Raw genomic sequence first — 26102 nt, 5'->3', positions numbered from 1 at the left:
TACTGTGCAGATAATGACCAAAAGCAATATGCGTCACACTTTTCTGGTGACAACGTCACAAAATGGCGGTCGTCAATCGTGACGAACAGCACAAACGCCCTTTCTCATCGAAGATTTCAATCTGCCAGACCTGGTGACGCGAACCGAGATGCAACGGTTTGCATACGCCGCGCACCCGCCCTTCTCGTGCCGAGCGGACGTGGTTAGCATTGATTTCCAGACCAACCACCTTTTGCTCACCTTCGGTACATAAATAACCGGCAACGGAACCGATACTTTCGGCCAGCACCACAGACGCGCCTCCATGCAGCAACCCGAAAGGCTGCTTTGTCCGCGAGTCTACTGGCATTGTCGCTTCAAGGGTGTCATCACCAATATGTTCAAAGCGAATATCCAGCAACCCCACCATGTTTCCTTCACCCATGGCATTCAGTGCTTCCAGGGTGATTTTTCGTTTCCATATCATTTAATAATCTCCAGTAAAGCCTGCACAGGATGGCGTACCCCCGTGCCTTCGACCCGTTTTACCTGGCTACGGCAGGAATATCCGGTCGCCAGACAGCGATTACGCGGCAGTCGCTGCATAGCCTGATGCCAGGATAACTCATAGATCCCGAGCGAATTTTTATGGTTTTTCGCTTCATGTCCGTAAGTCCCTGCCATGCCGCAGCAACCCACGCTGACATTTTCCAGTTTCGCGCCAAAACGGGCAAATATCGCGGCCCATTGTGCTGGCGCGCCCGGCAAAGCGGTAACTTCGGTACAGTGACCAAAGAAATACCATGATTCACCGCTGACTGTAGCCACTGGCTGTGAGTCAAGTGCGCTTGCCAGCCATTCATTCGCCAGTAAGACGTTAAACTCGCCACGTTCCTCGCCCAGCGCCAGTTTATATTCATCGCGATAACAAAGTACCAGCGCCGGATCGACGCCCACCATTGGCATCCCCAGCTTCGCCATACGGTTGAGGAAATCCGCCGTCTTTTTCGCCGTCTTCGCAAAACGATTAAGAAAGCCTTTGATATGCTGGGCTTTGCCATTTGGCGAAAATGGCAGTAACACAGGCTGGAAACCTAATTTTTCGACCAGACGGACAAAATCCGCCACCACTTGCGCATCGTAATAGCTGGTAAAGGGGTCCTGCACCACCAACACCGTGCGCGCTTTCTGCTCTGCATTGAGAGCTTCAAGCTGTTCCAGCGTCATGTTTGCCGAGCGATGCCCCACCATTTGTTGTTGTAGCGAGGGGACTGACAGCAGTGGCAAATCAACCATGCCGATATGTTTTTCCGAGAGTTTGCGCACCAGCGGCTGGTTAATAAAGAAGTTAAAGGTTTTCGGCGCGCGTGCCATCAGCGGTGCGTAGCTCTCGACCGTAGCAACGAGGTGGTCGCGAAGCGGGCGTAAATAACGGGTGTGATAGAGCTGCAGAAAACGAGAGCGAAACTCCGGCACATCAATTTTGATGGGGCACTGGGTCGAACACGCTTTACAGGCCAGACAGCCCGACATAGCCTCTTTGACTTCGTGTGAGAAGTCGTATTCGCCTTTATTCGCATGCCAGCTATTGCGCGTGCGGGCAATTAACGTCCGTAAACTGACGCCGGATTCAGGCAGTTCTTGTTCCAGTTTGAGTGGGTCAACGCCGCGATCCGCCAACAAGCGCAGCCATTCACGCACCAGCGTTGCGCGCCCTTTCGGTGAATGAACCCGGTTCTGGGTGATCTTCATCGACGGACACATCGGACTACGGGCATCAAAGTTGAAGCATAAACCGTTGCCGTTACACTCCATCGCACCGCGCCACTGCTGGCGTACCGCAATGGGGATCTGCCGATCAAATGTACCGCGCTTCACCGCGTCCACTTTCATCATCGGCGCATCGAGACCTTCTGGCGGGCAAATCTTCCCTGGGTTGAGTCGGTTATGCGGGTCAAATGCCGCTTTCACTTTGCGCAGTTCTGCAAAAAGTTCCTCACCGAAAAACGCCGGGCTGTATTCAGCGCGAAAACCTTTGCCGTGCTCGCCCCACAACAAACCACCGTATTTCGCAGTCAGCGCCACCACGTCATCAGAGATTTGCTTCATCAAAATCTCTTGTTGTGGATCGCACATATCCAGTGCCGGACGGACGTGCAAGACACCTGCGTCGACGTGACCGAACATACCGTAGCTTAAGCCGTGGCTGTCGAGCAGCGCGCGAAATTCAGCAATATAATCGGCCAGATGTTCCGGCGGTACGCAGGTATCCTCAGCAAACGGAATTGGCTTGGCTGCTCCTTTGGCATTACCGAGCAGGCCGACAGCTTTTTTGCGCATCGCATAGATACGTTCAACACCTGCCAGCTCACTGCATACCTGCCAGCCGATCACACCTGCTTGCTGGCTGGCGATTAACTCATTCAGTCGCGCACAGAGTGCACTTACCCTCTCGTCAATCAGCGCCTCATCATCGCTGGCAAATTCAACAATATTCAGCCCGAGCATTTCTTTGTCAGGTACATCGGTAATCAACTCGCTGACGGAATGCCAGACAATATCTTCCCGCGCCAGATTCAGCACTTTTGAGTCAACCGTCTCTACCGAAAGCGCCCGCGCCTCAACCATAAACGGCGCGTTACGCAGCGCAGAGTCAAAAGAGTCATATTTGACGTTCACCAGACGGCGCACTTTAGGCAAGCGCGTAATATCCAGCCGCGCTTCGGTAATAAAGGCCAGCGTCCCTTCTGAACCCGTCAGAATGCGCGTCAGATCGAACTCGGTCATCTCATCGTTAAAGACATGACGCAGATCGTAACCGGTAAGAAAGCGGTTAAGCTTGGGGAAGTTGTCGATGATTAACTGGCGTTGCTGACGGCAACGTTGATAAACCGTGTTATAAATTCGCCCGATTGTGGTATTGGATTTACCCAGCGTTTCCGCCAGTTCGACGGGTAAAGGTTGCGTATCGAGAATATCGCCCCCCAACAACACCGCGCGTACGCCAAGTACGTGATCTGACGTTTTGCCATAGACCAGCGATCCCTGACCGGATGCATCGGTATTGATCATCCCGCCGAGCGTTGCCCGGTTGCTGGTGGAAAGTTCCGGCGCAAAAAAGTAGCCGAACGGTTTCAGGTACTGATTGAGTTGATCTTTTATCACCCCGGCCTCAACGCGCACCCAGCCCTCTTCAGGGTTAATTTCGATGATGCGGTTCATATGGCGGGACATATCAACAATAATCCCCTGGTTGAGCGCCTGACCGTTAGTGCCGGTGCCGCCGCCTCGGGGGGTAAAGATCAGCGATGAATAGCGTTCCTGCGCGGCAAGACGGGCGATCAGCGCCACATCTGCGGTTGAACGCGGAAATACCACCGCATCGGGGAGAAGTTGGTAAATACTGTTGTCGGTCGACATTGTCAAACGATCGGCATAACTTGTCGCCGTATCGCCGGTAAAACCTTGTTGCTCCAGCTCTTGCAAAAAATTAAGCACCAGTTGAACGACGCCGGGTGCCTGGGAAATCTGTGGAATCATTATATTGACCCTTTCCTGCGGTCTGTGATGTAGGTCGATACACTGTTCTTTCAGGCTGCTGCAATAGCGCACTGAAAGGTGATGTTTGTTTACTCTATGGATTTCGTGTTGCAGGAAGGCGGCAAGCGAGTGAACTCCAGGAGCTTACAATAGTAAGTGACTGGGGTGAACGAACGTAGCCGCAGCACATGCAATTTGAAATACGACGAGTAAATCGTTTGCGTGTTGCCTGAGTTGTTGTACCACATTTTTTTCTAACACGCCCATCAGAATTAAGGGCAGAATCGGCCTGTTAAAAACCGCTGAAATTGCTCATCATTATGCAGGTGAGTTTCGCGTGTTCACGTCGCGTCGACGATTTGACGCACAAAAAAGGTGAAAAGTAGTTATGGTAAATGTTCGTCAGCCCAGGGATGTCGCACAAATTCTGCTTTCGGTGCTCTTTTTAGCCATCATGATTGTGGCATGTCTGTGGATTGTACAACCCTTTATTCTCGGCTTTGCATGGGCTGGTACGGTGGTTATCGCCACCTGGCCGGTATTGTTACGTTTGCAAAAGTTCATGTTTGGTCGCCGCTCTCTCGCCGTTCTGGTGATGACGCTGTTATTAGTGATGGTGTTTATCATCCCTATTGCCTTGCTGGTTAACAGTATCGTCGACGGCAGCGGCCCGCTAATTAAAGCCATTTCCAGCGGTGACATGACGTTACCCGATCTGGCGTGGCTTAATACCATTCCGGTGATTGGCGCGAAGCTATATGCAGGCTGGCACAACTTGCTGGATATGGGGGGGACGGCGATCATGGCAAAAGTCCGTCCTTATATTGGCACCACCACCACCTGGTTCGTTGGGCAGGCGGCGCATATCGGGCGCTTTATGGTGCATTGTGCGCTGATGCTTCTCTTCAGCGCCCTGCTGTACTGGCGCGGTGAACAGGTGGCACAAGGCATTCGCCATTTTGCAACCCGTCTGGCAGGCGTTCGTGGAGATGCCGCCGTGCTGCTGGCGGCACAGGCTATCCGCGCGGTGGCGCTGGGTGTTGTGGTGACAGCGTTAGTACAGGCAGTGCTTGGCGGTATCGGCCTCGCCGTATCCGGCGTACCTTATGCAACTTTGCTCACGGTGTTAATGATCCTCTCCTGCCTTGTCCAGCTTGGACCGTTGCCGGTACTGATTCCGGCGATTATCTGGCTCTACTGGACTGGCGATACCACCTGGGGAACGGTATTGTTAGTGTGGAGCGCTGTGGTTGGCACGCTGGATAACGTCATCCGCCCAATGTTAATTCGCATGGGTGCCGATTTACCGCTGATCCTGATTCTCTCTGGCGTTATTGGTGGTTTGATTGCTTTCGGGATGATCGGCCTGTTTATTGGTCCGGTTCTGTTAGCCGTTTCCTGGCGTCTTTTTGCCGCGTGGGTGGAAGAAGTCCCACCGCCGACGGACCAACCGGAAGAAATTCTCGAAGAACTTGGCGAAATCGAGAAATCGAATAAGTAATTTCTCATCAGGCGGCTCTGCCGCCTGATTGTTAACCCCTGCTAATTGATATTTGCTTGCTCTTCCCCATATTTTCCTGCTTACCGCCATTCAGCTGGTAGTACCTGTCGCAAATTCTTTACAGTTTTTAAACTAATGAGACGAATCTGATCGACGCAAAAAGTCCGTATGCCTACTATTAGCTCACGGTTATAAATCAACATATTGATTTATAAGCATGGAAATCCCCTGAGTGAAACAACGAATTGCTGTGTGTAGTCTTTGCCCATCTCCCACGATGGGCTTTTTTTTAACATTTTTCCGCTTCGCCACCTCGCCCCTCACGCTTTCCAATAATGTTGCACAAGATACTGTGACTCTCTTCAAGCCGTCAGCAGGCTGATAATGTTATTTATATTTTATTGTTTATTTCATGCAGCCATTACACGATGAACGCTTATGAACTCCAGGCACTTCGCCATATTTTTGCCATGACTATTGATGAATGCGCGACCTGGATTGCCCAGACCGGTGACAGTGAAAGCTGGCGTCAGTGGGAAAATGGCAAATGCGCCATTCCTGATTGTGTAGTCGAGCAACTGTTGGCTATGCGTCAGCAACGAAAAAAACATCTTCATGCCATCATAGAGAAAATAAATAACCGCATCGGCAACAACACCATGCGTTTTTTCCCCGACTTAACCGCGTTTCAACAAGTCTACCCTGATGGCAATTTTATTGACTGGAAGATCTATCAATCGGTAGCCGCTGAATTATATGCACACGATCTGGAGCGGCTTTGTTAATTTCCCCACAGAAAGGAATTGTCGTTGTTACAACAATAATGAACGGATACTGACACAACATCGCTACACTTTTTAAAGCACCTTTGCTAAGTAGAACCTATGAAAAATCCCTATTACCCTACCGCACTGGGGTTGTATTTTAATTATCTGGTGCATGGTATGGGCGTCATTTTGATGAGCCTGAATATGGCCTCGCTGGAGACGCTTTGGCAGACTAATGCCGCGGGCGTCTCGATAGTTATCTCATCACTGGGCATTGGTCGATTAAGTGTCTTGCTTTTTGCAGGATTATTATCCGATCGCTTTGGTCGCCGCCCTTTTATCATGCTCGGGATGTGCTGCTATATGGCCTTCTTTTTTGGCATCCTGCACACCAATAACATCATTATCGCTTATGTTTTTGGCTTTCTGGCGGGAATGGCAAACAGTTTTCTCGATGCAGGCACCTATCCCAGTTTGATGGAAGCTTTTCCACGCTCACCGGGTACAGCCAATATTTTAATTAAAGCATTTGTTTCCAGCGGACAATTTTTATTACCGCTAATTATCAGCCTGTTAGTGTGGGCTGAACTGTGGTTCGGTTGGTCCTTTATGATTGCCGCAGGCATTATGTTTATTAACGCTCTGTTTTTATACCGTTGTACGTTCCCACCCCATCCGGGTCGTCACTTACCTGTCATAAAGAAAACCACCAGCTCTACGGAACATCGCTGTTCAATTATCGATTTAGCCAGTTATTCCCTATATGGCTATATCTCAATGGCAACGTTTTATCTGGTTAGCCAGTGGCTGGCACAATACGGACAATTTGTCGCTGGCATGTCATACACCATGTCGATCAAATTACTCAGTATCTACACCGTGGGTTCGCTGCTGTGTGTATTTATTACTGCTCCACTCATTCGTAATACCGTTCGCCCAACAACATTACTGATGCTGTACACCTTTATCTCATTTATCGCCCTGCTCACCGTCTGCCTGCATCCCACATTTTATGTGGTGATAATATTTGCTTTCGTCATCGGTTTTACCTCCGCAGGCGGTGTTGTACAAATTGGCCTGACGTTAATGGCGGAACGTTTTCCCTACGCTAAAGGAAAAGCAACGGGGATCTATTACAGTGCGGGCAGCATTGCAACATTTACCATTCCGTTGATTACGGCTCATCTTTCGCAAAGAAGTATTGCCGATATTATGTGGTTCGATACCGCCATCGCTGCTATCGGCTTTATACTGGCACTGTTTATTGGCTTACGCAGTCGCAAAGAAACGCGGCATCACACGCTAAAGGAAAATATCGCTCCGGGTGGGTAATGCAATATTCTTTTCAGGTTATGCAAGATCTTACGGATAAATAACTCTTTCTGCGCTAACTAAGGAAAATCGCGATCAAAAACAAACTATGACATGCAATATTCCTGGAAACATAAACTTTATGCCATGTACCCAGGGAAAATCATCTTCAGTATAGTAATTATGTAAACCGTCGGAGAACAATACGTACGGTAACGAAATTATCTTTCAGCAAGGAGCTGTGAAAATGTCTCAAAATAAGGCTTTCAGCACGCCATTTATCCTGGCTGTTCTTTGTATTTACTTCAGCTATTTCCTGCACGGCATTAGTGTTATTACGCTTGCCCAAAACATGACATCTTTGGCAGAAAAGTTTTCCACTGACAACGCGGGCATTGCCTATTTAATTTCCGGTATCGGATTGGGGCGATTGATCAGTATTTTATTCTTCGGAGTGATCTCCGATAAGTTTGGTCGTCGGGCGGTGATATTAATGGCAGTAATAATGTATCTGCTATTCTTCTTTGGTATTCCTGCTTGCCCGAATTTAACTCTCGCCTACTGTCTGGCAGTGTGCGTAGGTATCGCTAACTCAGCGCTGGATACGGGTGGCTACCCCGCGCTCATGGAATGCTTTCCGAAAGCCTCTGGTTCGGCGGTCATACTGGTTAAAGCGATGGTGTCATTCGGGCAAATGTTCTACCCAATGCTGGTGAGCTATATGTTGCTCAATAACATCTGGTACGGCTATGGGCTGATTATTCCGGGTATTCTGTTTGTACTGATCACGCTGATGCTGTTGAAAAGCAAATTCCCCAGCCAGTTGGTGGACGCCAGCGTAGCTAATGAATTACCGCAAATGAACAGCAAACCGTTAGTCTGGCTGGAAGGTGTTTCATCAGTACTGTTCGGTGTAGCCGCATTCTCGACCTTTTATGTGATTGTGGTGTGGATGCCCAAATATGCGATGGCTTTTGCTGGTATGTCAGAAGCTGAGGCATTAAAAACCATCTCTTATTACAGTATGGGTTCGCTGGTCTGTGTCTTTATTTTTGCCGCACTGCTGAAAAAAATGGTCCGGCCCATCTGGGCTAATGTATTTAACTCTGCACTGGCAACAATAACAGCTGCCATTATCTACCTGTACCCTTCTCCATTGGTGTGTAATGCCGGAGCCTTTGTTATCGGTTTCTCAGCAGCTGGCGGCATTTTACAGCTCGGCGTTTCGGTCATGTCAGAGTTTTTCCCAAAAAGCAAAGCCAAAGTCACCAGTATATATATGATGATGGGTGGACTGGCTAACTTTGTTATTCCGCTGATTACCGGTTATCTGTCGAACATCGGCCTGCAATATATCATTGTTCTCGATTTTACTTTCGCGCTGCTGGCCCTGATTACCGCAATTATTGTTTTTATCCGCTATTACCGCGTTTTCATTATTCCTGAAAATGATGTGCGGTTTGGCGAGCATAAATTTAGCACCCGGTTAAACACAATTAAGCATAGAGGTTAAAGGAGTTAATTATGGATGTTACCGCAAAATACGAATTGATTGGGTTGATGGCCTATCCCATCCGCCACAGTTTATCGCCTGAAATGCAGAATAAAGCCTTAGAAAAAGTGGGATTGCCATTTACCTATATGGCCTTTGAAGTGGATAACGATACTTTTCCCGCAGCAATTGAAGGATTAAAAGCCCTCAAAATGCGTGGAACTGGTGTGTCGATGCCGAACAAACAACTGGCGTGTGAATATGTTGATGAATTAACGCCAGCGGCCAAACTGGTGGGTGCAATCAACACCATCGTTAATGATGATGGCTATCTGCGTGGCTATAACACCGACGGCACGGGTCATATTCGCGCCATTAAAGAGAGCGGTTTTGATATCAAAGGCAAAACGATGGTGCTATTAGGGGCCGGTGGTGCCTCAACGGCAATTGGCGCGCAGGGGGCAATTGAAGGTTTAAAAGAAATTAAACTCTTTAACCGTCGGGATGAGTTCTTCGATAAAGCCCTCGCCTTCGCGCAGCGGGTTAACGAAAACACCGATTGCGTCGTGACAGTCACCGATCTCGCCGATCAGCAAGCCTTTGCTGAAGCCCTGGCTTCCGCCGACATTTTAACCAATGGCACCAAAGTGGGTATGAAACCCCTTGAGAATGAATCATTGGTTAATGATATCAGTCTGTTACATCCGGGACTTCTGGTCACTGAATGCGTGTATAACCCGCATATGACGAAGTTATTGCAGCAGGCGCAACAAGCGGGTTGCAAAACGATTGATGGATACGGCATGTTGTTGTGGCAAGGGGCTGAACAGTTCACGTTATGGACTGGCAAAGATTTCCCTCTGGAATATGTTAAACAGGTCATGGGGTTCGGTGCCTGACAGGCTGACCGCGTGCAGAAAGGGTAAAAAATGAAAACCGTAACTGTAAAAGATCTCGTCATTGGTACGGGCGCACCTAAAATCATCGTCTCGCTGATGGCGAAAGATATCGCCAGCGTGAAATCCGAAGCTCTCGCCTATCGTGAAGCGGACTTTGATATTCTGGAATGGCGTGTGGACCACTATGCCGACCTCTCCAATGTGGAGTCTGTCATGGCGGCAGCAAAAATTCTCCGTGAAACCATGCCAGAAAAACCGCTGCTGTTTACCTTCCGCAGTGCCAAAGAAGGCGGCGAGCAGGCGATTTCCACCGAGGCTTATATTGCACTCAATCGTGCAGCCATCGACAGTGGCCTGGTTGATATGATCGATCTGGAGTTATTTACCGGCGATGATCAGGTTAAAGAAACCGTCGCCTACGCCCACGCGCATGATGTGAAAGTTGTCATGTCCAACCATGACTTCCATAAAACGCCGGAAGCCGAAGAAATCATTGCCCGTCTGCGCAAAATGCAGTCCTTCGACGCCGATATTCCTAAGATTGCGCTGATGCCGCAAAGTACCAGCGATGTGCTGACGTTGCTTGCCGCGACCCTGGAGATGCAGGAGCAGTATGCCGATCGTCCAATCATCACGATGTCGATGGCAAAAACTGGCGTAATTTCTCGTCTGGCTGGTGAAGTATTTGGGTCGGCGGCAACTTTTGGTGCGGTAAAAAAAGCCTCTGCGCCAGGGCAAATCTCGGTAAATGATTTGCGTACGGTATTAACTATTTTACATCAGGCATAAGCAATAATATTTCGGCGGGAATACCCTCCCCCGCCGAACTAAAAAAAGTATTTTTAACCGTATTTAATAAAAATATTTCGTGAGTCTCTGTGCGCTAATTCTCCATCTGGCGTAGGGAAAATCACACCTGAATCAGGAATTAACAATGAAACCTGTAAAACCACCTCGTATTAATGGACGAGTGCCGGTCCTGTCGGCACAGGAAGCGGTGAATTATATTCCCGACGAAGCAACACTTTGTGTGTTAGGCGCTGGCGGCGGTATTCTGGAAGCCACCACGTTAATTACTGCTCTTGCTGATAAATATAAACAGACTCAAACACCACGTAATTTATCGATTATTAGTCCAACAGGGCTTGGCGATCGCGCCGACCGTGGTATTAGTCCGCTGGCACAAGAAGGTCTGGTGAAATGGGCATTATGCGGTCACTGGGGACAATCGCCGCGTATTTCTGATCTCGCAGAACAAAATAAAATTATTGCTTATAACTATCCACAAGGAGTACTTACACAAACCTTACGCGCCGCCGCAGCCCACCAGCCTGGTATTATTAGTGATATTGGCATCGGAACATTTGTCGATCCACGCCAGCAAGGCGGCAAACTGAATGAAGTCACTAAAGAAGACCTGATTAAACTGGTCGAGTTTGATAACAAAGAATATCTCTATTACAAAGCGATTGCGCCAGATATCGCCTTCATTCGCGCTACCACCTGCGACAGCGAAGGCTACGCCACTTTTGAAGATGAGGTGATGTATCTCGACGCATTGGTTATTGCCCAGGCGGTGCACAATAACGGCGGTATTGTGATGATGCAGGTGCAGAAAATGGTTAAGAAAGCCACGCTGCATCCTAAATCTGTCCGTATTCCGGGTTATCTGGTGGATATTGTGGTGGTCGATCCGGATCAAACCCAACTGTATGGCGGTGCGCCGGTTAACCGCTTTATTTCTGGTGACTTCACCCTTGATGACAGCACCAAACTTAGCCTGCCCCTAAACCAACGTAAATTAGTTGCACGGCGCGCATTATTCGAAATGCGCAAAGGCGCAGTGGGGAATGTCGGCGTCGGTATTGCTGACGGCATTGGCCTGGTCGCCCGGGAAGAAGGTTGTGCTGATGACTTTATTCTGACGGTAGAAACAGGTCCGATTGGCGGTATTACTTCACAGGGGATCGCCTTTGGCGCGAACGTGAATACCCGCGCCATTCTGGATATGACGTCCCAGTTTGATTTTTATCACGGTGGTGGTCTGGATGTTTGTTATTTGAGTTTTGCTGAAGTCGACCAGCACGGTAACGTCGGCGTGCATAAATTCAATGGTAAAATCATGGGCACCGGTGGATTTATTGATATCAGTGCCACTTCGAAGAAAATCGTGTTCTGCGGCACATTAACTGCGGGCAGTTTAAAAACAGAAATTACCGACGGCAAATTAAATATCGTCCAGGAAGGACGGGTGAAGAAATTTATTCGGGAACTACCGGAAATAACTTTCAGCGGAAAAATCGCTCTCGAGCGAGGGCTGGATGTTCGTTATATCACTGAGCGCGCTGTATTCACGTTAAAAGAAGACGGCCTGCATTTAATCGAAATCGCTCCTGGCGTCGATTTACAAAAAGATATTCTCGACAAAATGGATTTCACCCCAGTGATTTCGCCAGAACTCAAACTGATGGACGAAAGATTATTTATCGATGCGGCGATGGGTTTTGTCCTGCCTGAAGCGGCTCATTAACAGGAGTATAATGATGGATTTTTCTTTAACTGAAGAACAAGAACTGCTGCTGGCCAGTATTCGCGAACTGATTACGACTAACTTTCCGGAAGAGTATTTCCGCACCTGCGATCAAAACGGGACATACCCGCGTGAGTTTATGCGGGCACTGGCGGATAACGGTATTTCCATGCTTGGCGTGCCGGAAGAATTTGGTGGTATCCCTGCGGATTACGTCACCCAAATGCTGGCGCTGATGGAAGTGTCAAAATGCGGTGCTCCGGCATTTTTGATTACCAACGGTCAATGTATTCACAGTATGCGCCGTTTCGGTTCTGCAGAGCAGCTACGTAAAACGGCAGAGAGCACACTGGAAACGGGTGATCCCGCCTATGCCCTGGCATTGACGGAGCCAGGCGCAGGCTCAGACAACAACAGTGCCACTACCACTTACACGCGTAAAAACGGCAAGGTTTACATCAACGGACAGAAAACCTTTATTACCGGTGCGAAAGAGTATCCATATATGCTGGTGTTGGCGCGCGATCCGCAACCGAAAGATCCGAAAAAGGCCTTTACTCTGTGGTGGGTCGACTCCAGTAAGCCCGGCATTAAAATCAATCCACTGCATAAAATCGGCTGGCATATGCTCAGCACCTGCGAAGTCTATCTCGACAACGTGGAAGTTGAAGAGAGCGACATGGTGGGCGAAGAAGGAATGGGTTTCCTCAATGTGATGTACAACTTTGAGATGGAGCGCCTGATCAACGCCGCGCGCAGCACCGGCTTTGCCGAATGCGCATTCGAAGATGCCGCCCGCTATGCCAACCAGCGTATCGCTTTTGGTAAGCCCATTGGTCATAACCAGATGATCCAGGAAAAACTGGCGCTGATGGCGATTAAGATCGACAACATGCGCAACATGGTGCTGAAAGTGGCATGGCAAGCCGATCAGCATCAGTCACTGCGCACCAGCGCGGCGCTGGCAAAACTGTACTGCGCACGTACCGCAATGGAAGTCATTGATGATGCGATTCAAATCATGGGCGGTCTGGGCTATACCGATGAGGCGCGCGTCTCCCGCTTCTGGCGTGATGTCCGTTGTGAACGTATCGGCGGCGGTACAGACGAAATTATGATTTACGTAGCGGGTCGGCAGATCCTGAAAGATTATCAGAACAAATAATCTGCAGGCGGCGCAGCTTCTTAACAAACTGCGCCGCCAGATTTATCCGGCAAGACTTACCGGTTGAGGAAATTCAGATAAGATTTCTTGTTCCGCAAAACAGTTTTTAAATTGCCTGCGGTAATCGCTGGGCGAACAGCCGACATGGCGCAAAAACAGTTTGGCAAAGTGATCGACATTTTCATAACCCACACGCCAGGAGATCTCTGCCTGTGATAATTCAGTATTAGTGAGTGACCATTTCGCTTCCGTCATACGCCGTTGAATAACATAGTTAATAGGGGAAATACGATACTCTTTGGTAAATTCATGGCAGATATAACTGACGCTGGCACGAAATTTTTTCGATAACTGCTCTAAAGTGATTTTTTCGCGATAGTTATTATTCAGATAGAAAAGAATATCTTTTATCAGAACATCTTTTTTAATATACCCCTGCTCCGAACGATAAGCATTTTTAAAGTTTTCGTAATAAAGAATTGCTAACGTATAGGCAAATGCGTCCCATAACGAAGATGTTTGGCTATTTTTACTTTGCGGCAAAATCACACTTAGCTCATTAAATAAGGTTTTAATGACTTCTTTTCCCTGCCCTGCGGCAATTACCGGGCAAGAATGCGGTTGCAGTAGCTGATTTTCCTCAGCCCCCTGAAACTGAAAGCCGTACAGCGCACAGGTACACGTCGTTGCCGGATCGTTAACGTCAGAGGCCACCGCATGCAGCCTGCCACGTTCTATCACCACAATGTCATCGGCATGCGCGACATATAACGAAGAATCGATGGTAAACCTTGCTACCCCTTTCTTGACGTAAATCAACTCGGTTTCATTGTCATGAACGTGATGTCCGGACTCCCATTTTGGATCATCGCTAAATGCAAAACGTGAAAGCCGTGGCGTTTTACCGGCGACAAACAGCGTTTCGCTGGCGTTATCAAAACAGCGTTGATACATGACAACCTCCCTATTCCATGAGCAAGCAAAAACAATATATGCCGGATAAAATACGGCGTGTATTGCGGTTATACAACCGCGTTTAGCGAGAGCTAAACAAGATTATTTACACTGAATGCAAGATTGTACGGTCATGGAATAACAACATTGCCGCAAATTGCACTTTTGTTTTAGCGATCGCATTTTTTTTGCAAGATTGTTGGCAAGGAAAACAGCTTGCTCCGTCGAAAACCCCGCACCGCTATCGCACACTATTTTCAGGCCATATTTACCTTCCATCGGAGATGGTTCCGTATGCGACTCACAGGAGAAATCATGAAAATAATAACCTGCTTTAAGCTGGTGCCTGAAGAACAGGACATTGTTGTCACTCCAGAATATACCCTGAATTTCGACAATGCCGACGCCAAAATCAGCCAGTTCGATCTCAATGCCATTGAAGCTGCAAGCCAGCTTGCATCAGATGACGATGAGATAGCCGCGCTGACCATTGGTGGCTCATTGTTGCAGAACTCGAAAGTGCGAAAAGACGTGCTATCCCGCGGGCCGCATAGCCTGTATTTGGTGCAGGATGCGCAACTTGAACATGCACTGCCTCTCGATACCGCAAAGGCGCTGGCGGCAGCAGTTGAAAAGATCGGCTTCGATTTACTGATCTTTGGTGAAGGTTCCGGCGACCTTTATGCCCAGCAGGTTGGCTTGCTGGTCGGAGAAATTCTGCAACTTCCGGTGATTAATGCAGTGAGTGCTATTCAGCGTCAGGGCAATACACTGGTGATTGAACGCACGCTTGAAGATGATGTTGAAGTTATTGAGCTCTCTGTTCCAGCCGTGCTCTGCGTCACCTCCGATATTAACATGCCACGCATTCCTTCGATGAAAGCCATTCTCGGCGCGGGTAAAAAACCGGTAAATCAGTGGCAGGCAAGTGACATTGGCTGGAGCCAGAGCGCACCACTTGCTGAACTGACCGGTATTCGCGTACCGCCGCAAACAGAACGTAAGCACATCATTCTCGATAACGATTCGCCGGAGGCCATTGCCGAGCTGGCGGAACATCTGAAGAAAGCCCTGAACTGAAGCCTACGGAGAAGAAACGATGAGTCAATTAAACAGCGTCTGGGTCTTTAGCGATAATCCTGAACGTTATGCTGAACTGTTTGGCGGCGCTCAGCAATGGGGCCAACAGGTGTATGCCATTGTCCAAAATACCGAGCAGGCGCAGGCAGTTATGCCTTATGGGCCAAAATGCATTTATGTTCTTGAGCAAAACGACGCGCTGCAACGTACTGAAAATTACGCCGAAAGCATTGCTGCCCTGCTGAAAGATAAACACCCCGCTATGTTGCTGTTGGCCGCGACGAAACGTGGTAAAGCTCTGGCAGCACGGTTAAGTGTGCAACTGAATGCGGCGCTGGTGAACGATGCCACTGCGGTGGATATTGTCGATGGTCACATTTGCGCCGAACACCGGATGTATGGCGGGTTAGCGTTCGCTCAGGAAAAGATCAACAGCCCGCTGGCGATCATTACCCTTGCACCCGGTGTTCAGGAACCGTGCACCCGTGATATCTCTCATCAGTGCCCGACAGAAACGGTACCTTATGTTGCCCCGCGTCATGAAATTCTCTGTCGCGAACGCCGTGCGAAAGCGGCAAGCAGCGTGGACCTGAGCAAAGCAAAACGTGTGGTTGGCGTCGGTCGTGGTCTGGCGGCGCAGAATGACCTGAAAATGGTCCACGAACTGGCGGCAGTGCTGAATGCTGAAGTCGGCTGTTCACGTCCAATTGCCGAAGGCGAGAACTGGATGGAGCGTGAACGTTATATCGGTGTCTCCGGCGTGTTGCTGAAATCCGATCTCTACCTGACGCTGGGGATCTCCGGGCAGATCCAGCATATGGTTGGCGGCAACGGCGCAAAAGTGATTGTCGCCATCAATAAAGATAAAAATGCGCCAATCTTCAACTATGCCGACTACGGTCTGGTGGGCGATATCTACAAAGTCGTCCCTGCCCTGATTAGCCAGTTGAGTCGCTAATTCCCTTTCAACCACATCTCCCGCTGTAAACGCAGCGGGAAGGGAGCATAACGCATGTCGGATGACAAATTTGATGCCATTGTGGTCGGTGCGGGCGTTGCCGGTAGCGTTGCCGCACTGGTCATGGCGCAAGCCGGGCTGGATGTCCTGGTGATAGAACGCGGCGACAGTGCCGGATGTAAAAACATGACCGGCGGGCGTCTTTATGCCCACACACTTGAAGCGATTATTCCAGGCTTTGCAGCATCAGCGCCGGTAGAACGCAAGGTCACACGCGAGAAAATCTCCTTCTTAACCGATGAGAGTGCCGTTACCCTCGATTTTCACCGCGAGCAACCAGATGTTCCGCAACACGCGTCTTATACCGTATTGCGTAATCGTCTGGACCCGTGGTTGATGGAACAAGCCGAACAGGCTGGCGCGCAGTTTATCCCGGGCGTTCGTGTCGATGCGCTGGTTCGTGAAGGAAATAAGGTCACTGGCGTCCAGGCTGGGGATGATATTCTCGAAGCGAATGTGGTGATTCTGGCTGATGGCGTTAACTCGATGCTTGGCCGCTCGCTGGGAATGGTTCCCGCTTCCGATCCGCATCATTACGCTGTTGGTGTTAAAGAGGTTATTGGCCTCACACCAGAACAGATCAAGGATCGCTTTAATATTACGGGCGAGGAAGGTGCCGCCTGGCTGTTTGCCGGTTCCCCTTCTGACGGCCTGATGGGCGGCGGATTCCTCTATACCAATAAGGATTCCATATCGTTGGGGCTGGTTTGTGGGTTGGGTGATATCGCCCATGCGCAAAAAAGCGTGCCACAAATGCTGGAAGATTTTAAACAACACCCCGCCATTCGCCCGCTGATTAGCGGAGGCAAACTGCTTGAATATTCCGCGCATATGGTGCCGGAGGGCGGTCTGGCAATGGTGCCGCAGCTGGTTAACGATGGCGTGATGATCGTTGGTGACGCCGCAGGCTTCTGCCTGAATTTGGGTTTTACAGTTCGCGGCATGGATTTAGCCATTGCATCAGCTCAGGCTGCCGCCACAACAGTGATTGCAGCCAAAGAACGCGCGGATTTCTCCGCCAGCAGTCTGGCGCAATACAAACGTGAGCTGGAACAAAGTTGTGTTATGCGCGATATGCAGCATTTCCGCAAGATCCCGGCGCTGATGGAAAATCCGCGCCTGTTTAGTCAGTATCCGCGCATGGTCGCCGACATCATGAACGAGATGTTCACCATTGACGGCAAACCAAACCAGCCGGTACGCAAAATGATCATGGGACACGCGAAGAAAATTGGGCTGATCAACTTGCTGAAAGATGGCATTAAGGGAGCAACCGCGCTATGAGCCAGAACGCTACGGTTAACGTCGACATCAAATTAGGCGTCAATAAATTCCATGTTGATGAGGGCCACCCGCATATCATTTTGGCGGCAAATCCCGATATCAATGAATTCCGTAAATTAATGAAAGCCTGCCCTGCCGGACTTTATAAGCAGGATGATGCCGGCAACATTCATTTTGATTCTGCCGGTTGTCTGGAGTGCGGCACCTGTCGGGTGCTGTGCGGTAACACTATTCTCGAACAGTGGCAATATCCCGCAGGCACCTTCGGTATTGATTTTCGCTACGGCTAATCATGCATCCCACAGGCCCGCATCTCGGGCCTGATGTTCTGTTTCGAGAGTCCAAAATGAAAGTGACATTAACGTTCAACGAACAACGTCGTGCGGCGTATCGTCAGCAAGGGTTATGGGGCGATGCTTCGCTGGCCGATTACTGGCAGCAGACCGCTCGTGCGATGCCAGACAAAATTGCCGTGGTCGATAATCATGGTGCAACGTACACCTATAGCGCGCTCGATCACGCCGCGAGCTGTCTGGCAAACTGGATGTTAGCGAAGGGTATTGAATCAGGCGATCGCATCGCATTTCAACTGCCAGGCTGGTGTGAATTTACCGTTATCTATCTTGCCTGCCTGAAAACCGGTGCGGTTTCCGTGCCGCTGTTACCTTCCTGGCGGGAAGCAGAACTGGTGTGGGTGCTCAATAAGTGTCAGGCAAAAATGTTCTTTGCACCGACGTTGTTTAAACAAACGCGTCCGGTAGATTTAATCCTGCCACTGCAAAATCAGCTTCCACAACTACAACAAATTGTCGGCGTGGACAAACTGGCTCCCGCCACCTCTTCCCTCTCATTAAGTCAGATTATCGCCGACAATACTCCTCTGACCACGGCGATAACGGTCCACGGCGATGAATTAGCCGCGGTGCTGTTTACCTCCGGAACCGAGGGTCTGCCAAAGGGCGTGATGCTAACGCATAACAATATTCTCGCCAGTGAGCGGGCTTATTGCGCGCGGCTGAATCTGAACTGGCAGGATGTCTTTATGATGCCTGCGCCACTTGGTCACGCAACGGGCTTTCTGCATGGCGTAACAGCACCTTTTTTGATTGGTGCTCGCAGCGTGTTGTTAGATATTTTCACTCCTGATGCGTGTCTCGCGCTGCTTGAGCAGCAGCGTTGCACCTGTATGCTCGGCGCAACGCCGTTTGTCTATGATCTTTTGAATTTACTAGAGAAACAACCCGCAGACCTTTCAGCGCTGCGCTTCTTTCTTTGCGGAGGTACCACAATCCCCAAAAAAGTGGCGCGAGAATGCCAGCAGCGCGGCATTAAATTATTAAGTGTTTATGGTTCCACAGAAAGTTCGCCGCATGCGGTGGTGAATCTCGACGATCCTTTGCCGCGCTTTATGCACACCGACGGTTACGCTGCCGCAGGTGTAGAGATTAAAGTGGTCGATGACGCACGCAAGACTTTACCGCCAGGTTGCGAAGGTGAAGAAGCCTCGCGTGGCCCCAATGTGTTTATGGGGTATTTTGATGAACCTGAATTAACCGCCCGTGCGCTGGATGAAGAAGGCTGGTATTACAGCGGCGATCTCTGCCGCATGGATGCGGCTGGCTATATAAAAATAACCGGGCGCAAGAAAGATATTATTGTCCGCGGCGGCGAAAATATTAGCAGCCGTGAAGTAGAAGATATTTTATTGCAGCATCCTAAAATTCACGATGCTTGTGTGGTTGCAATGCCCGATGAACGCTTAGGTGAACGTTCATGCGCTTATGTCGTGCTGAAAGCACCGCATCATTCATTATCGCTGGAAGATGTAGTGGCATTTTTTAGCCGTAAACGGGTCGCGAAATATAAATATCCTGAACATATCGTGGTAATCGAAAAACTACCGCGCACTGCCTCAGGTAAAATACAAAAGTTTTTGTTAAGGAAAGATATTATGCGGCGATTAACTCAGGATGTCTGTGAAGAGATTGAATAAGTTTCATCTTCGGGGATCACATAAACCCGGCGACAAAACGCCGCCGGGGATTTATTTTATTTCTTCAGTTCAGCCAGGCTTAACCAGGTTTGCACCACAGTATCCGGGTTCAGAGACAGGCTATCGATCCCCTCTTCCATCAACCATGCGGCAAAGTCTTCGTGGTCGGACGGACCCTGACCGCAAATCCCGACATATTTGCCCTGTTTCTTCGCGGCACGAATCGCCATCGACAGCAGTGCTTTCACCGCATCGTTGCGCTCATCGAACAGTTCAGATACCACGCCGGAGTCACGATCCAGACCGAGCGCCAGCTGCGTCATGTCGTTTGAGCCAATTGAGAAGCCGTCGAAATATTCGAGGAACTGCTCTGCCAGCAAGGCGTTGGACGGAATTTCACACATCATGATGATTTTCAGCCCGTTCTCACCACGTTTCAGCCCCTGACGCGCCAGTTCGTCAACCACCGCTTTCGCCTGATCTACGGTACGCACGAACGGGATCATGATCTCAACGTTGGTCAGCCCCATGTCGTTGCGCACACGTTTCACTGCTTCACACTCCAGCGCGAAGCAGTCGCGGAAGCTGTCGGAAACATAGCGGCCCGCGCCACGGAAGCCGAGCATCGGGTTCTCTTCATCTGGCTCGTAACGCTCACCACCGACCAGGTTGGCATATTCGTTCGATTTAAAATCAGAGAGACGGACAATGACGCGCTTCGGATAAAACGCGGCACCCAGCGTCGCGATCCCTTCAGTCAAACGCCCAACGTAAAATTCACGCGGAGAATCAAAACCTTTCATCATCTCGCGGATTTCGTTTTGCAACTGCGGTTCCTGATCGTCAAACTCAAGCAGTGCGCGTGGGTGGACGCCAATCATACGGTTGATGATAAATTCCAGACGCGCAAGTCCCACGCCTTCGTTCGGCAGGCAGGCGAAGTCGAAAGCACGGTCCGGGTTACCGACGTTCATCATCACCTTCAACGGCAGGTCCGGCATCGTTTCTACGCTGGAGCTTTTCACGCTAAATTCCAGCAACTCCGCATAGACATAACCGGTATCACCTTCGGCACAAGAAACAGTGACGTTCTCACCGTCTTTCATCCGTTCTGTTGCATCTCCACAGCCCACTACCGCCGGAATGCCCAGTTCACGAGCGATGATCGCCGCGTGACAGGTACGACCGCCACGGTTGGTGACGATGGCAGATGCTTTCTTCATGATCGGTTCCCAGTCCGGGTCGGTCATGTCAGTAACCAGCACGTCGCCAGGTTCGATGCGGTTCATTTCGCTGATGTCATGGATGACTTTCACCGGACCCGCGCCGATGCGATGACCGATAGCACGGCCTTCGGCGATAATCTTACCCTGTGAATGCAGCGTATAACGCTCCATGACCTGACCGCGTGAGCGCACGGTTTCCGGACGCGCCTGCACAATGAACAGTTTGCCGGTGTGGCCATCTTTCGCCCACTCAATATCCATCGGGCGACCGTAGTGTTTCTCAATTTGTACGGCCTGTTTTGCCAGTTCCTGCACTTCTTCGTTGGTCAGCGAGAAGATGTCACGCTGTTCCTGCGGTACGTCTTCGATTTTAACCTGCTTGCCGTGCTCCTGGGTCGGCGCGTAAACCATGCGGATTTTTTTCGACCCCATGGTGCGGCGCACGATAGCCGGGCGATTCGCCGCCAGTGTCGGTTTGTGCACGTAAAACTCATCCGGGTTAACCGCACCCTGCACGACCATTTCACCAAGGCCCCATGCGGAAGTGATAAACACCACCTGGTCAAAGCCGGATTCGGTATCAATGGAGAACATCACGCCAGAAGATGCGAGGTCGGAGCGCACCATCCGCTGAACACCGGCGGAGAGCGCCACGCCACGGTGATCGTAACCCTGGTGCACACGATAAGAGATGGCGCGATCGTTAAACAGAGAAGCAAATACATGTTTCACTGCCACGAGAACGGCGTCAAAACCCTGAACGTTGAGGAAAGTTTCCTGCTGACCGGCAAAAGAAGCGTCCGGCATATCTTCTGCAGTAGCGGAGGAACGCACCGCAAACGAAGCGTTTTCGTCATCGGCGGAAAGCTGTGCATAGGCTTCGCGGATGGCGTTTTCCAGCTCAGGCTGGAAGGGAGTGTCGATAATCCACTGGCGGATTTGCGCGCCCGCTTTCGCAAGCTGGGTAACATCGTCAATATCCGTTTTATCCAGCAGTTCATAAATGCGCTGGTTTACGCCGCTTTGGTCCAGAAACTGGTTAAACGCGTCGGCGGTTGTGGCGAAACCATTCGGAACGGAAACACCCATTCCGGAAAGGTTAGTAATCATTTCACCCAGGGAGGCATTTTTGCCCCCAACCCTGTCTACATCATTCATGCCGAGTTGGTTATACCAAAGCACCAGCGGTGACGAGCCATTGTTGGACATCGAACAATCCTTTTGTGATAAATGAACGGTTTGAGAAACACATTTCTGCGCATTTATCTTTGCATATTTAACCGGATGAAAAAAACGGTGAATCGTTCAAGCAAATATATTTTTTTACTTTTTAAGACTGATCCCAGCGTTGCGCAAATCTGCTCTCTTCGACAATTTCCACATAAACCATCGGTATAAACGAAACCATAAAAATGAAATGCTGTTTTCATAAAAAATAAAATTGAAGGTTCATTTATAAACCAGACATAACGTTCTACGCTTCTGTGCGTTTTTAATTTATGCTTTCATAGAATTATGTCTACATCACGGGAAGAACAAAATGGATAATGCTGTTGATCGCCACGTTTTTTATATTTCTGATGGTACGGCAATAACTGCGGAGGTATTAGGACACGCAGTAATGTCACAATTTCCCGTCACTATCAGCAGCATTACGCTGCCGTTTGTCGAAAATGAGAGCCGTGCACGGGCAGTGAAGGATCAGATTGACGCAATTTATCACCAGACAGGCGTGCGCCCGCTGGTCTTCTACTCCATCGTGTTGCCGGAGATTCGCGCCATCATCTTGCAAAGTGAGGGCTTTTGCCAGGATATCGTTCAGGCGCTGGTTGCCCCGCTACAACAAGAGATGCAACTGGATCCCACGCCGATTGCTCATCGTACCCATGGCCTGAACCCTAATAACCTCAATAAATATGATGCGCGTATTGCGGCGATTGATTACACCCTTGCCCATGACGACGGCATTTCGTTGCGCAATCTGGACCAGGCTCAGGTGATCCTGCTCGGTGTTTCTCGCTGTGGTAAAACCCCCACCAGTCTGTATCTGGCAATGCAATTTGGTATCCGCGCGGCAAACTACCCCTTTATTGCCGACGATATGGATAATCTGGTGCTACCCGCGTCGCTCAAACCGCTTCAGCACAAATTGTTCGGCCTGACTATCGACCCGGAACGTCTGGCGGCGATTCGCGAGGAACGTCGGGAGAACAGTCGCTATGCCTCGCTTCGTCAGTGCAGGATGGAAGTCGCGGAAGTGGAAGCGTTGTACCGTAAAAATCAGATCCCGTGGATTAACAGTACCAATTATTCGGTAGAAGAGATTGCCACCAAGATCCTCGATATCATGGGCCTTAGCCGCCGAATGTACTAGAAAACTAGTGCATTGGCTTGCTTTTTTGTTATCATGCTAACCACCCGGCGAGGTGTGACACACCTCGCACTTGAAATCAGCTGCGATTGGTTTATCGTGATGCGCATCACTTCCCGGTAGTCCTGCCGTAGAAGCAACAAATTTCTGAGACTTGTAATGAACAGAACTGACGAACTCCGTACTGCGCGTATTGAGAGCCTGGTAACGCCCGCCGAACTCGCGCTACGGTATCCCGTAACGACTGGCGTCGCCACCCATGTCACCGACTCCCGCCGCAGAATTGAAAAAATACTGAATGGTGAAGATAAGCGACTGTTGGTCATTATTGGCCCCTGCTCGATCCACGATCTCACCGCTGCGATGGAGTACGCCACCCGTCTGCAGTCGCTGCGCAACCAGTACCAGCCACGGCTGGAAATCGTAATGCGCACCTATTTTGAAAAACCACGAACTGTTGTCGGCTGGAAAGGACTCATCTCCGATCCGGATTTAAACGGCAGCTATCGGGTAAATCACGGTCTGGAGCTGGCGCGCAAATTACTTTTACAGGTAAATGAGCTGGGCGTCCCTACCGCGACTGAGTTCCTCGATATGGTGACCGGTCAGTTTATTGCTGATTTAATCAGTTGGGGCGCGATTGGCGCACGTACTACCGAAAGTCAGATCCACCGTGAAATGGCTTCGGCACTCTCCTGTCCGGTAGGTTTTAAAAATGGTACCGATGGCAACACGCGGATTGCCGTAGATGCTATCCGCGCAGCCCGCGCCAGCCATATGTTCCTCTCGCCAGACAAAAACGGTCAGATGACCATCTATCAGACCAGTGGCAACCCGTATGGCCATATTATTATGCGTGGCGGCAAAAAACCGAATTACCATGCCGATGATATCGCCGCAGCCTGCGATACGCTGCACGAGTTTGATTTACCTGAACATCTGGTGGTGGATTTCAGCCACGGTAACTGCCAGAAGCAGCACCGTCGCCAGTTAGAAGTTTGTGAGGATATTTGTCAGCAAATCCGCAATGGCTCTACGGCGATTGCTGGAATTATGGCGGAAAGTTTCCTGCGCGAAGGAACGCAAAAAATCGTCGGCGGTCAGCCGCTCACTTACGGTCAATCGATTACCGACCCGTGTCTGGGCTGGGAAGATACCGAACGCCTGGTCGAAAAACTCGCCTCTGCGGTTGATACCCGCTTCTGAATGCGTGCCCATTCCTGACGGAATGGGCATTTCTGCGCAACTTGTTGTCTTCTCAACACATTACTGCTTGCTCTGTCCCGCTATAATATTGATAATAAGAATCATTGTTATATCAATTATTATTATTTTTTATGCGTTATACGGATAGCAGAAAACTCACGCCTGAAACGGATGCCAATCACAAGACCGCTTCCCCGCAGCCCATTCGGCGAATTACCAGCCAGACACTGTTAGGTCCGGATGGCAAACTGATTATCGATCATGACGGGCAAGAATATCTGCTCCGTAAAACTCAGGCTGGCAAGCTGCTGTTGACCAAGTAGCCTTTAACTCGAGCAGCTGACTTCCAGCCGTTTACCCCAGTCAGGTGGACGACTGACGTAGTCATCATCTCTGTCGCTGAAAGGATTTCGCAACGCCTCATGCAGGCGGTGCAATTCCGTCATATCACCCTTTTCTGCCGCTTCAATCGCCCGTTGCGCCAACCAGTTGCGCAACACCAGAGTTGGGTTAACGCTTTGCATCAGCTGCTGACGCTCACTATCGGTAACCTCGTCTTGTTGCAAACGTACCCGATAACGGGCAAACCAGTCATCAAATGCCGCACGATCAATAAACTCATCACGTAGCGGTGACGCCGCGCTGTGCTGCTCGGTCAGACTCAGCATGCGGAATGTGCGGGTATAATCGCTGCGCTCTCGCGCCATCAGACTGAATAATTCATTCAGTAGCGCGTTATCCTCTTTTTGCTCCGTCATGAAGCCCAGTTTCTGCCGCATCCGTTGTCCATAATGCGTCAACAAAACCTGCTGATAGCTGTCCAGGGCCTCATTCAGGGCATCTACGGCAACAAATGGTGACAATGTCTGCGCCAGACGCTGTAAATTCCACAACGCGACAGCAGGTTGATTATCAAAGCTATAACGCCCTTGATGATCCGAGTGATTACAAATAAAACCGGGTTCGTAATCATCAAGAAAACCAAACGGCCCGTAATCAAGCGTCAGCCCCAGCAGCGACATGTTGTCGGTATTCATCACCCCATGAGCAAAGCCGACCGTCTGCCATTGGGCAATTAGCGATGCGGTACGTGCGACAACATCGCTAAACCAGAGACGGTATTTGTCCTCATCATCTTCAAGATGTGACCAGTAATGACGAATGGCAAAGTCAGCCAACTGACGAACCTTTTCCGGCTCGCGGCGATAGTAAAAATGTTCGAAATGACCAAAGCGCAGATGACTTGGTGCCACACGCATCAACATCGCGCCTGGCTCCACCGTTTCCCGATACACTGGCGAATCGCTGGTGACGATACTTAACGCGCGAGTCGTCGGAATGCCCAGATAATGCATCGCCTCACTGGCGAGACTTTCTCGTATCGTCGAACGTAAAACCGCCCGTCCATCACCCATTCGCGAATAAGGCGTCAGGCCAGCACCTTTCAGATGCCAGTCCATTGTAGTGCCATCAGCAAGCAGTTGTTCGCCGAGTAAAATGCCGCGCCCATCACCCAGTTGGCCCGCCCAGACGCCGAACTGATGACCACTGTAAACCTGCGCCAGTGGTGACATACCAGGCAGTAGGGTTTCGCCGCCCCAGACACCTGCGCCATTTTTAAACAGCGACGATGGAATACTCAGCGTGTTAGCCAGTTCGGCATTATGCCAAATCAGCCGGGCATTATTTAAAGGCGTAGGGGAAAGTGCTGTATAGGTTTCTGGCAATTCATCGCACCAGCGGGTAATAAAAGACAGGGTCATAGATCCTCCTGTTTGATAGTGTA

General features: G+C 50.0%; 21 protein-coding genes and 1 other RNA gene. 17 read left to right on the top strand and 5 right to left on the bottom strand.

The window, feature by feature from the left end:
* Positions 1–55: 55 nt before the first annotated feature.
* A complete protein-coding gene (gene menI / locus ACJHX7_RS04305; RefSeq protein WP_000637986.1) occupies positions 56–466 on the bottom strand; it encodes a 1,4-dihydroxy-2-naphthoyl-CoA hydrolase in 411 nt (136 codons plus the stop codon).
* On the bottom strand, positions 463–3519 hold the full coding sequence (locus ACJHX7_RS04300; protein ID WP_094029661.1) for an FAD-binding and (Fe-S)-binding domain-containing protein: 3057 nt from the start codon (positions 3517–3519) through the stop codon (positions 463–465). Before ACJHX7_RS04300 ends, menI begins: the two co-directional genes overlap by 4 nt.
* Before the next feature lie 388 nt (positions 3520–3907).
* Here ACJHX7_RS04300 and ydiK point away from each other — a divergent pair, with 388 nt between their 5' ends.
* The 9 genes from ydiK (at position 3908) to ACJHX7_RS04255 (ending at position 13184) form a co-directional block, all read left to right on the top strand.
* Positions 3908–5020: an AI-2E family transporter YdiK gene (ydiK, locus tag ACJHX7_RS04295; RefSeq protein WP_410231529.1), complete on the top strand. Its 1113-nt coding sequence runs from the start codon at positions 3908–3910 to the stop codon at positions 5018–5020.
* 185 nt (positions 5021–5205) lie between these two features.
* An RNA gene (gene rprA / locus ACJHX7_RS04290) (antisense sRNA RprA) lies at positions 5206–5313 on the top strand.
* A 135-nt stretch (positions 5314–5448) separates the two neighbouring features.
* Positions 5449–5805, top strand: a complete 357-nt coding sequence (locus tag ACJHX7_RS04285) for a YdiL family protein (RefSeq protein ID WP_001301287.1) — start codon at positions 5449–5451, stop codon at positions 5803–5805.
* 99 nt (positions 5806–5904) lie between these two features.
* Complete coding sequence (locus ACJHX7_RS04280; RefSeq protein ID WP_000795578.1) at positions 5905–7119, top strand: MFS transporter; 1215 nt, start codon at positions 5905–5907, stop codon at positions 7117–7119.
* A 226-nt stretch (positions 7120–7345) separates the two neighbouring features.
* Positions 7346–8611, top strand: coding sequence for an MFS transporter (locus ACJHX7_RS04275; protein WP_001296106.1), 1266 nt, complete (start codon positions 7346–7348; stop codon positions 8609–8611).
* Between the two features lie 11 nt (positions 8612–8622).
* Entirely contained in the window at positions 8623–9489 is an 867-nt protein-coding gene (ydiB, locus tag ACJHX7_RS04270; RefSeq protein WP_075861829.1) for a quinate/shikimate dehydrogenase, read from the top strand.
* Between the two features lie 30 nt (positions 9490–9519).
* Complete coding sequence (aroD, locus tag ACJHX7_RS04265; protein WP_000860201.1) at positions 9520–10278, top strand: type I 3-dehydroquinate dehydratase; 759 nt, start codon at positions 9520–9522, stop codon at positions 10276–10278.
* Positions 10279–10423: 145 nt separating this feature from the next.
* Positions 10424–12019, top strand: a complete 1596-nt coding sequence (locus tag ACJHX7_RS04260; RefSeq protein WP_000805657.1) for an acyl CoA:acetate/3-ketoacid CoA transferase — start codon at positions 10424–10426, stop codon at positions 12017–12019.
* Positions 12020–12032: 13 nt separating this feature from the next.
* Positions 12033–13184, top strand: a complete 1152-nt coding sequence (locus ACJHX7_RS04255; RefSeq protein ID WP_000347850.1) for an acyl-CoA dehydrogenase — start codon at positions 12033–12035, stop codon at positions 13182–13184.
* A 42-nt stretch (positions 13185–13226) separates the two neighbouring features.
* Here the strand turns inward: ACJHX7_RS04255 and ACJHX7_RS04250 are convergent, their stop codons facing one another.
* Positions 13227–14138: an AraC family transcriptional regulator gene (locus ACJHX7_RS04250; RefSeq protein WP_000284798.1), complete on the bottom strand. Its 912-nt coding sequence runs from the start codon at positions 14136–14138 to the stop codon at positions 13227–13229.
* Between the two features lie 315 nt (positions 14139–14453).
* Between ACJHX7_RS04250 and ACJHX7_RS04245 the strand changes: the two genes are divergently transcribed.
* Genes ACJHX7_RS04245 through fadK form a run of 5 tightly spaced genes read left to right on the top strand, consistent with a single transcriptional unit; the run spans position 14454 to position 19513 of the window.
* On the top strand, positions 14454–15218 hold the full coding sequence (locus ACJHX7_RS04245; RefSeq protein ID WP_000692121.1) for an electron transfer flavoprotein: 765 nt from the start codon (positions 14454–14456) through the stop codon (positions 15216–15218).
* A gap of 19 nt (positions 15219–15237) precedes the next feature.
* Positions 15238–16176 (top strand): electron transfer flavoprotein subunit alpha, encoded by a 939-nt coding sequence (locus ACJHX7_RS04240; protein WP_088170233.1) that lies wholly within the window; start codon positions 15238–15240, stop codon positions 16174–16176.
* Between the two features lie 54 nt (positions 16177–16230).
* Positions 16231–17520 carry an FAD-dependent oxidoreductase gene (locus ACJHX7_RS04235; protein ID WP_094029640.1) on the top strand — a complete coding sequence of 430 codons (1290 nt, stop codon included), beginning with the start codon at positions 16231–16233 and terminating at the stop codon, positions 17518–17520.
* The gene (locus tag ACJHX7_RS04230) at positions 17517–17810 is read left to right on the top strand and encodes a ferredoxin family protein (protein ID WP_000081071.1); all 294 of its coding nucleotides are present in this window, start codon (positions 17517–17519) and stop codon (positions 17808–17810) included. The genes ACJHX7_RS04235 and ACJHX7_RS04230 overlap by 4 nt, the downstream gene beginning before the upstream one ends.
* Positions 17811–17866: 56 nt before the next feature.
* Entirely contained in the window at positions 17867–19513 is a 1647-nt protein-coding gene (gene fadK / locus ACJHX7_RS04225; protein WP_094029660.1) for a medium-chain fatty-acid--CoA ligase, read from the top strand.
* 56 nt (positions 19514–19569) lie between these two features.
* On the opposite strand, the gene ppsA is transcribed toward fadK, so the two are convergent.
* Positions 19570–21948, bottom strand: coding sequence for a phosphoenolpyruvate synthase (gene ppsA / locus ACJHX7_RS04220; protein ID WP_000069370.1), 2379 nt, complete (start codon positions 21946–21948; stop codon positions 19570–19572).
* Between the two features lie 331 nt (positions 21949–22279).
* Here ppsA and ppsR point away from each other — a divergent pair, with 331 nt between their 5' ends.
* From ppsR to hemP, 3 genes are all read left to right on the top strand, one after another.
* Positions 22280–23113 carry a posphoenolpyruvate synthetase regulatory kinase/phosphorylase PpsR gene (ppsR, locus tag ACJHX7_RS04215; protein ID WP_000368054.1) on the top strand — a complete coding sequence of 278 codons (834 nt, stop codon included), beginning with the start codon at positions 22280–22282 and terminating at the stop codon, positions 23111–23113.
* Positions 23114–23269: 156 nt separating this feature from the next.
* Positions 23270–24316 carry a 3-deoxy-7-phosphoheptulonate synthase AroH gene (gene aroH, locus ACJHX7_RS04210; protein ID WP_089582795.1) on the top strand — a complete coding sequence of 349 codons (1047 nt, stop codon included), beginning with the start codon at positions 23270–23272 and terminating at the stop codon, positions 24314–24316.
* 131 nt (positions 24317–24447) lie between these two features.
* Complete coding sequence (hemP, locus tag ACJHX7_RS04205; protein WP_001270810.1) at positions 24448–24639, top strand: hemin uptake protein HemP; 192 nt, start codon at positions 24448–24450, stop codon at positions 24637–24639.
* A 3-nt stretch (positions 24640–24642) separates the two neighbouring features.
* On the opposite strand, the gene selO is transcribed toward hemP, so the two are convergent.
* A complete protein-coding gene (selO, locus tag ACJHX7_RS04200) occupies positions 24643–26079 on the bottom strand; it encodes a protein adenylyltransferase SelO (protein ID WP_094029639.1) in 1437 nt (478 codons plus the stop codon).
* Positions 26080–26102 lie beyond the last annotated feature (23 nt).

Origin of the sequence: Escherichia sp. WS1451 (assembly GCF_046487365.1) — a bacterium.
Lineage (GTDB): Bacteria > Pseudomonadota > Gammaproteobacteria > Enterobacterales > Enterobacteriaceae > Escherichia > Escherichia coli.
This window is presented reverse-complemented; position numbering and strand designations above follow the sequence as displayed.